Origin of the sequence: Burkholderia sp. AU33423 (assembly GCF_002223135.1) — a bacterium.
Lineage (GTDB): Bacteria > Pseudomonadota > Gammaproteobacteria > Burkholderiales > Burkholderiaceae > Burkholderia > Burkholderia lata_D.
Genome location: NZ_NKFH01000004.1, coordinates 709,506 through 722,318, shown reverse-complemented (window position 1 = coordinate 722,318; position 12,813 = coordinate 709,506). Strand labels below are relative to the sequence as shown.

The 12,813-nt window shown below is 66.1% G+C and carries 11 protein-coding genes; all 11 read right to left on the bottom strand.

Features of this window, described 5'->3' with window-relative positions; translation table 11 throughout:
- Positions 1-82: 82 nt before the first annotated feature.
- The 11 genes from CFB50_RS06115 to CFB50_RS06060 all read right to left on the bottom strand — a co-directional run bounded on the left by CFB50_RS06115 (position 83) and on the right by CFB50_RS06060 (position 12,763).
- Positions 83-877 carry an ABC transporter substrate-binding protein gene (locus tag CFB50_RS06115; RefSeq protein ID WP_043182082.1) on the bottom strand — a complete coding sequence of 265 codons (795 nt, stop codon included), beginning with the start codon at positions 875-877 and terminating at the stop codon, positions 83-85.
- Positions 878-1,232: 355 nt separating this feature from the next.
- The gene (gene astE / locus CFB50_RS06105) at positions 1,233-2,288 is read right to left on the bottom strand and encodes a succinylglutamate desuccinylase (RefSeq protein ID WP_089445240.1); all 1,056 of its coding nucleotides are present in this window, start codon (positions 2,286-2,288) and stop codon (positions 1,233-1,235) included.
- Positions 2,272-3,612: an N-succinylarginine dihydrolase gene (astB, locus tag CFB50_RS06100; protein WP_047850485.1), complete on the bottom strand. Its 1,341-nt coding sequence runs from the start codon at positions 3,610-3,612 to the stop codon at positions 2,272-2,274. Before astB ends, astE begins: the two co-directional genes overlap by 17 nt.
- A gap of 14 nt (positions 3,613-3,626) precedes the next feature.
- The gene (gene astD / locus CFB50_RS06095; RefSeq protein ID WP_089445239.1) at positions 3,627-5,090 is read right to left on the bottom strand and encodes a succinylglutamate-semialdehyde dehydrogenase; all 1,464 of its coding nucleotides are present in this window, start codon (positions 5,088-5,090) and stop codon (positions 3,627-3,629) included.
- Between the two features lie 7 nt (positions 5,091-5,097).
- Entirely contained in the window at positions 5,098-6,129 is a 1,032-nt protein-coding gene (astA, locus tag CFB50_RS06090; RefSeq protein ID WP_089445238.1) for an arginine N-succinyltransferase, read from the bottom strand.
- Complete coding sequence (gene aruF / locus CFB50_RS06085) at positions 6,126-7,178, bottom strand: arginine/ornithine succinyltransferase subunit alpha (RefSeq protein ID WP_089445237.1); 1,053 nt, start codon at positions 7,176-7,178, stop codon at positions 6,126-6,128. The genes astA and aruF overlap by 4 nt, the downstream gene beginning before the upstream one ends.
- A 30-nt stretch (positions 7,179-7,208) precedes the next feature.
- On the bottom strand, positions 7,209-8,441 hold the full coding sequence (locus CFB50_RS06080) for an aspartate aminotransferase family protein (RefSeq protein ID WP_089445236.1): 1,233 nt from the start codon (positions 8,439-8,441) through the stop codon (positions 7,209-7,211).
- Positions 8,442-9,476: 1,035 nt separating this feature from the next.
- Positions 9,477-10,520, bottom strand: coding sequence for a GlxA family transcriptional regulator (locus CFB50_RS06075; RefSeq protein WP_089424883.1), 1,044 nt, complete (start codon positions 10,518-10,520; stop codon positions 9,477-9,479).
- A gap of 22 nt (positions 10,521-10,542) precedes the next feature.
- On the bottom strand, positions 10,543-11,343 hold the full coding sequence (locus CFB50_RS06070; protein WP_039348269.1) for an ABC transporter ATP-binding protein: 801 nt from the start codon (positions 11,341-11,343) through the stop codon (positions 10,543-10,545).
- A 20-nt stretch (positions 11,344-11,363) separates the two neighbouring features.
- On the bottom strand, positions 11,364-12,077 hold the full coding sequence (locus CFB50_RS06065) for an ABC transporter permease (RefSeq protein WP_011351456.1): 714 nt from the start codon (positions 12,075-12,077) through the stop codon (positions 11,364-11,366).
- The gene (locus CFB50_RS06060) at positions 12,074-12,763 is read right to left on the bottom strand and encodes an ABC transporter permease (protein ID WP_043182060.1); all 690 of its coding nucleotides are present in this window, start codon (positions 12,761-12,763) and stop codon (positions 12,074-12,076) included. Before CFB50_RS06060 ends, CFB50_RS06065 begins: the two co-directional genes overlap by 4 nt.
- Between the last annotated feature and the right edge of the window lie 50 nt (positions 12,764-12,813).

Here is a 12,813-nt window from a genome sequence, read left to right as displayed (position 1 = left end):
TTTCCCGCCCATTCCCGCTCCCGAAAACAAACCGGCCGCATCAGCGGCCGGTTTGCTTGCATCGTGCGATCGAACGCAACGCTTACTTGAGCGTCACGGGCACGCTGAAGTACTTCTTCGCGAGGTTGTCGATCGTGCCGTCGGCCTTCAGTTCCTTCAGCGCCTGATCGAGCGCGGTCTTCAGCGCCGCGTCGTTCTTGCGCAGGCCGAAGCCGACGCCCGAGCCGAGGATCTCGGCGTCGCTCACGGTACCGCCCGCGAACGCGAAGCCCTGGCCTTGCGGCTTCGTCAGGAAGCCCTTCGAACCGGCTTCCGCGTCCTGGAACGTCGCGTCGAGACGGCCCGACTTCAGGTCGGCATACGCCAGGTCCTGCGTCTGGTACGGCACGACTTCGACGCCGGCCGGCGCCCACTTCTTCTTCGCGTACGCTTCCTGGATCGTGCCCTGCAGCACGCCCACGCGCTTGCCCTTCAGCGATTGCGGGGTCGGCAGCAGGCCGCTGCCCTGCTTCGCGATCAGCTGGTTCGGGATCGTGTAGATCGCGTCGGTGAACGCGATCGCGTGCTTGCGCTGGTCGGTGATCGTCATGTCCGAGTTGATCGCGTCGAACTTGCGCGCCTGCAGCGCCGGGATCAGGCCGTCGAAGTCGTTCTCGACCCACACGCACTTCGTCTTCAGCTTCGCGCACACCGCGTTGCCGATGTCGATGTCGAAGCCGGTCAGCTTGCCGTCGGGCGTCTTGTATTCGAACGGCGCGTACGAGGCTTCGACGCCGAAACGGATCTCTTTCAGATCCGCCGCCATCGCGCTGCCTGCCGCCACGGCCGATGCCGCCACCACCGCGTGCGCGGCCACTTTACGCCAATCCAACTTCATCAGGTGTTCTCCTCGATACTCGAATGTTCCGGAACTACGGGCGCATGCATCATTGCAGGGTCGGATGACCACGGCAATGCCGCCGCCGCGCCGTGATGCGGCGCAACAGCCGCAAGGCCGCGATTGTACCAATCCGCGCGGCCCGATATGGCAAAGCAGCCGCCGGCACGCGATGCTGCGCTGCGGGCGCCGACGTCAGCCGGGCGGCCCGTCGAACTTGCAAGACGATGTCGCAAATACGCAAGCGCGACCCGCGGGCCTTCTGCGCGGCGTGCGAGCGTTATCTCGAAATAGGAATGGTCGCCGGGCGATGCGCGGGCCGCGGGTCGCCGCGGCCACGCGCAACCGGTTACCGTCAGACGAGCGCGGCGATCGTGTCGCGGGTCGTGTCGACGACGAGCAGGCCCGCGCGCAAACCCGGCTTCACCGACGGATTCGGGAACACGATGCGCTCCTCGTCGTGCGTCACCGTGTAACGGTAGTCGCCGTCCTGCGCGAGCACCGTGCCGCGTGCGAACGCGGTGAAGTTCGCGACGTCGGCCGCGACGAACAGCTCGAGCGCGTCGCTCTGCTTCGTGATCTGGTCGATCACCGTGAAGACGCGCGGCAACGGAACGTCCACCTCACGATTGGCGCCCGACACGAGCTTGCGCACCGCGCGGTCGGCCGGCGCGAAGCGCGCCAGGTCGTTCTGGCCGAACGGGCGCACCTTGCCGAGTTCCAGCGTGCACGCGAGCGCGCCGCAGTGCTCGGCCGTGAAATGCGAGTACGTGTTGCCCTTCGCGGTATGCAGCAGCACGGCCGCGATCCGCGCGTCGCCGAGCCATTCGAACATCGTGCGCGTCGGCGGCATGCCCGTGTGCGGCAGCAGCGCGAACTGCTCGAACACCGACGCGCGGATCGCCGTGTGCATGTCGATGTGCCAGCGCGCGGCGCCGGCCGGCGCGGCCGCGAAGAACGCGGTGGCAGCGGCTTCGAGCTGCACGGCGCGCGGCGCTTCGCGGCTGTCGGGCACCTGCGCGTGACGGCCGCTGAACAGCCGGTTCAGGTCGTCGTCGAGATAGCGTTCGCCGGCGCGCATCGCCGGTACGTTGCCGAGCACGACGAGCAGCCGGCACGCGAGCGGCAGCGCGCCCGACGCGAGATCGTGCACGAGCATCGACAGCAGCTCGATCGGCGCCGTCTCGTCGCCGTGCACGCCGGCCGACACGAGCACGCTCGCGCGCGCCGGGCCGGCGGCGTCGGCCACGGCCGGCTCGAGCGCGAGCAGACCGTCGCCGAGCCATTGCCAGCGCACGGCGCCGGCGGCACAGGTGCCGTCCGTCGCGGACGGTGCGCCGCCGGCCAGCGTGAACGCGAGGAAGTCGTCGAGCAGCGCGTCGGCCATGCGGGAATCAGCGCTGGAAGTCATACAGCGAACCGACGCGCAGGATCTGCGTGAGCTCGTCGAGCGCGGTGCGCGATTCGTCGAGCAGCGCCGGATCGGCGAGGTCTTCCGGTGCGAGGCGATCGCGATAGTGCCGGTCGATCCACGTGTCGAGCGACGCGAACAGCGTGTCGTTGATCCACACGTTCGACGTGACGGCCGCGCGCTCCGCTTCGTTCAGCACGACGCGCAGGCGCAGGCATGCAGGGCCGCCGCCGTTCTTCATGCTTTCGCGCAGGTCGAACACGAGCACGTCGTGGATCGGGCCGTTGCCGGCCGCGAGTTCGTCGAGATAGGCCGCGACGTTGCCGTTCTCGCGGCATTCCTGCGGCACGACGAGCACCTGCGAGCCGTCCGCGCGCGACAGCAGCTGGCTGTTGAACAGGTACGACGTCACCGCGTCGTTCACGCTCACGGCGGCCTCGGGCACCTCGATCACGTTTAGGCGTGCACCACGGGCGTCGAGCGCGGCGGTCAGCGTGTCGTAGATCGCCTGCTTGTTGACGAACGCGCGTTCGTGCGTGAACAGCGTGTCGCGGTTGCCGACCGAGATCACGTCGTTGTGGAACACGCCTGCGTCGATCACGTCCGGATCCTGCTGCGCATAGACCGTCGCTTCTTCGGCAAGGCCGTGGCGATGCGCGACCGCGCGGCTCGCCTCGAAGGTCTGGCGCGCCGGGAAGCGCTTCGGCTCGGGGCCGCGGCGGTATTCCGCGCGGCCGTACACGAAGAACTCGATGCCCGGCTTGCCGTATTCGGCGCAGAAGCGCGTGTGGTTCGCCGCGCCTTCGTCGCCGAGTGCCGGCGTGCCGGTCAGCGCTTCATGCACCGCGAAATGCGCGGGATCGGCGAACAGCGTCGACAGCGTGCGGCGCGTCGCTTCGTGCTCGATCGCGCGATGCAGCTTGCTGCACAGGTTCGCCGGCGTGAAGTGCACGCGGCCGTCGCTCGTGTCGGCCGACGGGCTGACGGTCGCCGCGTTCGCGGTCCACATCGCCGACGCCGAGCTCGCCGCGGCGAGCAGTTCGGGCGCCTGCTTCGCGGCCTTCGCGATCACGTCCGCGTCCTTGCCGGAGAAGCCGAGCTCGCGCAGCAGGCGCAGCGACGGCCGCTCCTGCGGCGGCAGCACGCCTTGCGCGAAGCCGAGATCCGCGAGCTGCTTCATCTTGCGCAGCCCCTGCTTCGCGGCGGCCTTCGGATTCGCGGCCGACTTTTCGTTGTTGAGCGACGCCACGTTGCCGAACGACAGCCCGGCGTAGTTGTGGGTCGGGCCGACGAGCCCGTCGAAATTGGCTTCTTGTGCGTTCATCGTCGTTCCCTCGATCAGAAATGCAGGCCCGGCGACAGGCTCGCGGGCAAGGTCAGTTGCGTGCTTTCCACCGACGCCATCGGATACGCGCAATAGTCGGCCGCGTAGTACGCGCTCGGGCGATGGTTGCCCGAGCGGCCGGTGCCGCCGAACGGCGCGGCGGACGATGCGCCGTTGGTCGGCCGGTTCCAGTTGACGATCCCGGCGCGAATGGTGCGGCGGAAGTGTTCCCATGCGTTCGCGTCGTCGGCCAGCAGGCCGGCGGACAGGCCGAACGCCGTGTCGTTCGCGCGCTCGATCGCTTCGTCGAACGTCGCGTAGCGGACGATCTGCGCGAGCGGGCCGAAGTGCTCCTCGTCCGGCAGGTTCGCGACGCCCGTCACGTCGACGATCGCCGCGTTCACGAAGCCGAGGCGCGGATCGCGCTGCGTCATCGCGATGATCGGCGTCGCGCCCTGCTCGATCAGGCGCGACTGCGCGTCGACGAGCTTCGCCGCGGCACGCGCCGAGATCACCGCGCCCATGAACGGCTGCGGATCGGCGTCGAACACGTCGGCCGTGATCTTCGACGTGACGTCGGCGAAGCGCGCGAGGAAGCGGTCGCCGAACGCGCCCTGCGGCACGAAGATGCGGCGCGCGCACGTGCAGCGCTGGCCGGCCGACAGGAACGCCGACTGGATCGTGTGGTGGACGGCCGCGTCGATATCCTCGACTTCGCCGATCACGAGCGGGTTGTTGCCGCCCATCTCGAGCGCGAGCACGATTTCCGGACGGCCGCCGAACTGCTTGTGCAGCAGCGTGCCAGTATCCGAGCTGCCGGTGAAGAACAGCCCGTCGATCTGCCGGTGGTTCGCGAGCGCGATGCCCGTGTCCTTCTCGCCCTGCACGAGGTTCAGCACGCCGTCCGGCAGGCCGGCGTCCTTCCACACTTCGACCGTCGCGCGTGCGACGCCCGGTGCGAGCTCCGACGGCTTGAACACGACCGCGTTGCCGGCGATCAGCGCGGGCACGATATGGCCGTTCGGCAAGTGGCCGGGGAAGTTGTACGGGCCGAACACCGCGACGACGCCATGCGGGCGGTGACGCAGCACCGCGACGCCGTCGGCCATGTCCTGGCGCTTCTCGCCGGTGCGTTCCTGGTAGGCCTGGATTGAGATGCCGACCTTCGCGGCCATCGACGCGACTTCCGTGCGTGCTTCCCACAGCGGCTTGCCCGTCTCGCGGCCGATCGCGGTCGCGATCGCTTCCTTGCGTTCGTTGAGCAACGTGGCGAACCGCTTGACGATCGCGCAGCGCGATTCGAAGTCGAGCGCCGACCAGCCGGCGAATGCGCGACGCGCGCTTGCGACCGCACGATCGACGTCGGCCGCCGACGCGCTTTCACCCTGCCATGCGATCTCGTCGGTGCCCGGGTTGCGCGAAGCGAACACGGGGCCCGAGCCTGCGACCCAGGCGCCGTCGATGAAGAGTTCCGTCATGATTCGTTTATCCCTGTTTGACTTTGAGCGGCAGCACGCGGACCGGATCGCCGGCCTTCACGTCGAGCGCGACTGCATCGTCGGCCGACAGCACGAACGATCCATTCGCGACCACGCCCGGCGCGACGCCGACGCGGAAGTCGGTGAGCGACGTATTCGACACGAGCGACTTCGGCGCGTCATCCCTTGCATCGGGCACACCGATCGCGACCGGCACGACGACGCTCTCGCGCACCGTGCGCAGGTCGTTCACATGGCATTCGAGCACGGGGCCCGCGTCGAAGATGTCGACGTGATTCTGGTAACGCAGCCCTTCCGCCTCGAGCATCTTGCGGGCCGGCAGCGTGTCGCGGTGCGTGAGGCCGACCGCGTCCTGCGCGTCCTGCGGCAGCAGGTCGACGTACACCGGATAGCGCGGCATCAGTTCCGCGAGGAACGACTTGCGGCCGTGCGAGCTGAGATAGTCGGCCGCGTTGAAATCGATCTGGTAGAAGTGCGAACCGACTGCGCGCCAGAACGGCGACGTGCCGTCCTCGTCGAAGTGGCCGCGCAGTTCCGCGCAGATGCGTTCCGGAAAGCGCTCGCGGAACTGCGCGATGAACATGAAGCGCGAGCGCGACAGCAGGCCGCCCACGCCGCCCGTGCGATAGCGCGGGCTCAGGAACAGCGAGCACACTTCCGCATAACCGGTCAGGTCGTGCGAGATGTTCAGCGCGGACATCCGCGTCCACACGCCGAGCTCCTGGCTCGCGTGCACGACCGTGCTCACGCGGTAGTTGTAGAACGGCTGTTCGAGGCCGACCTGCGTCTCGATCCCGCACACGCCTGCGATGTCGCCCGTCTTCGACTCCTCCATCACGAAGAAGTAGCCGGCCTCGCCTGCTGCCGCCTCGCCCGCGAGCGTGCGGCGCGTGCGCTCGATGCGCGCGGCGAGCGCGTCGCGATCGGGCTTGAACGTGGTCAGGCCCGGCCCGGTTTCCTTCGCGAGCGACACGAGCGCGTCGACGTCGCCCGTTTGTACGACCCGAACGACGATCATGCTGCGTCTCCCTTCAAATCTTCATCGTCGCGGCGGTGCAGCGGCACGCAGCGCACGACATCGCCCTCCTTCACATCGAGCGCCGCGCGCACGTCGCCGGCCAGCGGCGCATCACCCGCATCGCCCGGCAGGTCGGCCAGCACGCAGCGGAACGATTCGCCGCTGCCCGTCGACACCATGTAGGCGACATCGCCCTGCTGGTGCGCGGCCTCGCGCACGATGCGCTCGGCGCCGTGCTTCACGCACGCGGTGCGGTCGACCTGTGCGGTCAGCACCGGGCCCGCGTCGAAGATGTCGACGAAGCGGTCGGGCTCGAAGCCTTCCTCGAGATGGATGTCATAGGCGAGCAGCGCCGATTCGTTCGGCTCGCCGAGCACGCGCTGCGCGGCTTCCGGCAGCAGCGGCACGTAGAGCGGATAGGCCGGCATCACTTCCGCGATGAAGGTCCGGCTGCGGCCGCCCGACGCGATGTCGACGTCGGTGAAGTCGCGGCCGAAGAACTTGCGGCCCACCGCTTCCCAGAACGGCGATGCGCCGTTGCCGTCGCTCACGCCGAGCAGCAGCGTGAACACTTCCGGCGTGAAGCGCCGGCGGTTCGCGGCGATGTACATCATCCGCGCACGCGAGATCAGGTGCGCGGCCGCGTCGCCGCGCAGCGACGGATCGACGTAGAAGCCCGCCAGCCGGCTCTTGCCGGTCAGCTCGTGCGACATCGTGAGCGCGTGGATCTTGCGGTTCACGTGCAGCTCGCGCGACGCGTGAATCAAGGCGTCGTTGCGGAACGCGTAGAACGGTTCCGAGTAGCCGGCCGCGGCCACGATGCTCGCCGTGCCGAGCAGCTTGCCGGTCGACGAATCCTCGAGCACGAAGAGGTAGAACTCCTCGCCGGCGAAGTCGACGTCCGCGCGAAACGAATCCTCGGAAAGCGCCACGCGCGCTTCAAGCGCCGCGCGGTCGTGCGGCAGCGAGTGCAGGACCGGCTGCGCGATGCGCGCCATGTGCGCGAGCGCATCGAGATCCGTGAGTTTGCCGGGGCGAACAAATAGCATCGTCGTTCCTGTCTGCGATGGGCGCGCCGATCAGCGCGCGGTGGCTTCCTGGGCGGCGAGCACTTGTTCGACGGCCTTCTCGAAGCGCTTCATGCCTTCGTCGAGCAGGTCGAACGGGATCACCAGCGACGGGACGAAGCGCAGCACGTTCGGGCCGGCGATCAGCATGATCAGGCCGTTTTCCGCGGCGGCGGTGACGAAGTCCTTCGCGCGGCCGTCGAATGCCGCGGTGAGTTCGGCGCCGACGAGCAGGCCCTTGCCGCGCACGTCCTTGAAGATGCCGAAGCGCGCGTTGATGCGCTCGAGCGCGCCTTTCAGGCGCACGCTGCGTTCGCGGACGCCTTCGAGCAGCGCCGGGTCGCCGATCAGTTCGACGACCTTGTCGGCGATCGCCGATGCGAGCGGGTTGCCGCCGTACGTCGTGCCGTGCACGCCGACCTTGAAGTGCGCGGCCAGTTCGTTCGTCGTCAGCATCGCGCCGATCGGGAAGCCGTTGCCGAGCGCCTTGGCGGTCGTCAGGATGTCCGGCGTGACGCCGGTATCCATGTACGCGTAGAACTGGCCCGTGCGGCCGACGCCCGTTTGCACTTCGTCGAAAATCAGCAGCGCGCCGTGCGCATCGCACGCTTCGCGCAGTGCCTTCAGGAAGGCCGGATCGGCCGGGATCACGCCGCCCTCGCCTTGCACGGGCTCGACGATCACGGCGCAGGTTTGCGGGCCGATCGCGGCCTTCGCGGCTTCGATGTCGTTGAACGGCAGGTGCTTGATGCCTTCCGGCACCGGGCCGAAGCCTTCCGAGTATTTCGGCTGGCCGCCGACGCTGACCGTGAAGAACGTGCGGCCGTGGAACGACTGCACGAACGACACGATTTCGTATTTGTCGGCGCCGTGGCGATCGAACGCGACGCGGCGCGCGAGCTTCAGTGCGGCTTCATTTGCTTCCGCGCCCGAGTTTGCGAAGAACGCGCGGTCGGCGAAAGTCAGCGATTCGAGGCGTTTCGCGAGGCGCAGCACCGGCTCGTTCGTGTAGCCGTTGCCGATGTGCCAGAGCTTGCGGCCTTGTTCGTCCAGCACCTTCAGCAGTTCCGGGTGGCCGTGGCCCAGCGACGTTACCGCGATGCCGCACGCGAAGTCGATGTACTCGCGGCCGGCGGTGTCCCACACGCGGGAGCCCTCTGCACGGTCCGGCACGAACGGGGCGGGGGAAAATACCGGCACCATCACTTCGTCGAATGTCTGGCGGGTCACGGTCGAGGTCGTCATGGTCGTTCCTTTCGGTTTCGTAAGAGGGTTCAACAGGATCAAGTTTAGGTAAGGGTGACGCAAGCGTCTTGCGGAATTGCGACGGGTTCTATCGGAAGCGGATAGTGCGGTTTGTTTTTGCCCTTCCGGGCGGGGGTTCTTCGTTTTTTGGTGGCGGTATTTTGAGGCTTTTTGGGTGGTTCGCTTGTGTTTGGCGTGAAGCACCTGTGGACTTGTCGGTCTATTAGTGTCGCCCCTGCGCGGGGCGGCGGTTACTTTTCTTTGTCTTGCCAAAGAAAAGTAACCAAAAGAAAGGCGCTCGGATAACGCATGACTTCCCGGTGCCATAGCGCTCAGAGTGGACCGCGCCTAAGTGTCCGCGCCAGTCACGAACACGGAGTGGTTCGAGCAATGGTTCTGACACCACTCACCACCCAACAGAGCGGTATACCGCCCGCCAGCTCCGCCCTCGCTTCGCTCGGCCGACAGGGACACCCCCTCCAGTAACGCTTCAGGTCAATCAGTTCCAGCAATCACGAACAAGCACCCCGAATTCAACGAATCAAGGCGAGCCCTCATTCGCCAGGAAAAAGGGACGCAGCACGCACTTACGCACTCACGACGTTATCAAACACTCACCGATGGCAAGCAGTCCGATAGGTACGAATGGTGTGAGAAAAGACGGGTTGCGTGGTTTGCTGATGCATCGCCGGCAGAAGCACGTAAGTGCATGCAATGCGACGTGAAGTACCTTGCAGCCGAGCGTAGCGAGGATGGAGCTGGCGGGCGGTATACCGCTCTGTTGGGTAGTGGGAGGTGTCAGAACCATTGCTCGAACCACTCCGTGCTCGTGACTGGCGCGGACACTTAGGCGCGGTCCACTCCGAGTACCATGGCACCGGGAAGTCATGCGTTATCCGGGCGCCTTTCTTTTGGTTACTTTTCTTTGGCAAGACAAAGAAAAGTAACCGCCGCCCCGCGCAGGGGCGACACTAATAGACCGACAAGCTCACAGGTGCTTCACGAAAACCGCAAGCGAACCACCCAAAACCAAAATCACCCCTTATCCCCGCGCTCGACAAGCGCGCCCCCTCGAGGCTCACCGCCGCCCCCGGTCTGCTTTTCGAGCCAGGCTCGCCGATCCTCCCGAGGCGTGACCCCGAACCTTTCGCGGTAAGCGTTAGAGAAATGCGCAGCAGAAGAAAACCCACAAGCGAGAGAAACCTGCACAACCGACTTGCTGGTCCGCTGCAACTGCGTCCGGGCCTTGAGCAACCGAAGATTGAGGTAATACTTGGAGGGCATTGCCCCGAGATACTGTCGAAAGAGCCGTTCCAGTTGCCGGCGTGACACGCCAACGAGCTCGGCGATCTCATCGGTCGTCAAAGGATCTTCGACATTGGCTTCCATCAACAGCAACGCATCATTCAACCGAGGATGCCGCTCGCCCGGCGCAGTAACAAAAGGAATCCGCTGCCGCTCCTCGCCACTGCGCAAAGTCCCGGCGCCGAGCGCATCGGCGATCCTCTCGGCGAGATCGGGCCCATGTTCCCGGCCAATCATGGCCAGCATGAAATCAACGGTGGCCTGCCCACCGGCACAGGTAGCCCGATCGCGATCGATCTCGAAGATCTGCTGCGTGACGATCGACCGCTCGAACTGTTCGGCGAACTGCTGATACGTCTCCCAGTTCACGCTCACGCGATACCCGGAAAGCTGCCCGGCCATGGCCAGCCACCACACGCCGTGGTGAATGCCAGTGACGACCGGCGTCCGCTGCCCCACCCTCGCGAGACTCGCGAGAAACAACCGATAGTCGGCAAACTGCTGAAAACGCTCCGACACGACGATCACCCAATCACACGCGATCGCATCGTTGAACGCGGCATCGGCATGCCACTGCGCGCCGCCGGCGAGCGGCACCGGCCGCCCGTCCCACGAACACACCTGCCACCGATACAGCAGCCGCCCGTCAATCTCGTTCGCGAGGTTCAGCGCATCGACGATCGGACCCACGCCCGACATCGACACGGGCGGCAATGCAACGATCGCCACCTGCGTCGTGCGGGTGGCGCCTGCGGGACGAGACACCGGTACCACGGTTGAAACCTGCCCTGTCGCGTTACTTGAGACTGCCCGACAGGAACTGCTTCAGCCGCTCGCTCTGCGGGCGTACCAGCACTTCCTTCGGATCGCCCTCTTCCTCGGTCCGCCCCTGATGCAGGAACATCACGTGGTTCGACACGTTGCGCGCGAAACCCATCTCGTGCGTGACGACGATCATCGTGCGACCTTCCTCGGCCAGCTTCTGCATCACCTTCAGCACTTCGCCCACCAGTTCCGGGTCGAGTGCCGACGTCGGTTCGTCGAACAGCATCACGTCCGGATGCATCGCCAGCGCACGCGCAATCGCCACGCGCTGCTGCTGGCCGCCCGACAAATGCGACGGATACTGCTTCTCGACGCGCGGCGGCAAGCCGACCTTCTCCAGGTACTCGCGCGCCCGCTCCTCGGCTTCCTTCTTCGAAATGCCGAGCACGTGCACCGGCGCTTCCATCACGTTCTCGAGCACGTTCATGTGCGCCCAGAGGTTGAAGTGCTGGAACACCATCGCGAGCTTCGTGCGGATGCGCTGCAACTGCTTGTGATCGGCGACTTCGAGCGCACCGGCGCGGTCGGTCTTCGTGCGCACGGCCTCGCCGTCGACGACGATCTGCCCCGCATTCGGCCGCTCAAGAAAATTGATGCAGCGCAGGAACGTGCTCTTGCCCGAGCCGCTCGCGCCGATGATGCTGATGACGTCGCCGGCCTTCGCGTTCAGCGATACGCCCTTGAGCACTTCGTTGTCACCGTAGCGCTTGTGAATGTCGACCGCGGCAAGCTTGGTGGAAGCGGCAGCGCTCGTTTGAGTGATCTCGGCCAACTGGCTCTCCTCGAAGTGATTCAATGACGGGCGGCCGCGAGATACGCAAGCCAGTGGCGCTCCGCGCGACGAAACGCCGCGACGAGTGCGAACGATACCGCAAGATAGATCAGTGCGGCGATCCCGAACGACTGGAACGCCATGTAGGTCGCGGAATTCGCGTCACGCGCGACCTTCAGGATGTCCGGCACGGTCGCGGTGAATGCAACGGTCGTCGCGTGCAGCATCAGGATCACCTCGTTGCTGTACAGCGGCAGCGCGCGGCGCAGCGCCGACGGCAGGATCACGCGGCGATACATCGTGAACGGCGACATCCCGTACGCCCGCGCAGCCTCCACTTCACCGTGCGGAATCGCGCGGATCGCACCCGCGAAGATCTCCGTGGTGTACGCGCAGGTGTTCAGCGCGAACGCGAGAATCGCGCAGTTGAAGCCGCTGCGGAAGAACGCGTCGAGCAGCGAATGCGAACGCACGAACTCGAGGCTGTACATGCCCGTGTAGAGCAGCAGCAACTGCACGTAGAGCGGCGTGCCGCGGAACACGTACGTGTAGAACCGCACCGGCGTCGACACCCACTTGTTCTTCGATACACGTGCGACCGCGAGCGGCACCGCGCACACGAAGCCGAGCGAAATCGACGCGACGAGCAGCCACAGCGTCACCGCGAGGCCGGAGAGGCGCTGGCCGTCCCAGTAAAGGAACGCCTGGCCGAATTCCTGGAGGATCTCGATCATAGTTCTGCGTGCCGCACGCCCATGGAATAACGCTTCTCGAGCTGGATCAGCACGAGGTTGGAAACGGTCGTGATCGCGAGATAGATCAGCGCCGCGACGAGGATGAAGAAGAACATGTTGAATGTGCTCTTGCCGGCGTCCTGCGCGGCCTTCACGACGTCCGCGAGACCGATGATCGACACCAGCGCGGTGGCCTTCACGAGCACCTGCCAGTTGTTCCCGATCCCGGGCAGCGCGAAGCGCATCATCTGCGGAAACATGATCCGCGCGAACACGCGCGCGCCGCTCATCCCGTAAGCCGCACCGGCTTCGAGCTGGCCGCGCGGCACCGACAGGAACGCGCCGCGGAACGTCTCGGTGAAGTACGCGCCATAGATGAAGCCGAGCGTCAGCACGCCGGCCACGAACGGGTCGATGTCGATCTGGTCCCAGCCGACGAAGTCGGTGAACTGGTTCAGCCAGATCTGGATGCTGTAGAACAACAGCAGCATCAGGACGAGATCGGGCACCGAGCGGATCAGCGTCGTATAGCCGGTCGCGATCGCTCGCAGCACCCGGTTGTGCGACAGCTTCGCCACCGCGCCAATCAGCCCCAGCGCCACCGCAGTGGCGAGCGACAGCACCGACAGCTCGATGGTCTGCACGGTGCCGGCCCAGAGGACAGGACCAAAGCCGTAAAGGAACACGCGCGTCTCCAGAGTTGGAATGGATGCCGACGCGTCTACCTGTCCCGCGC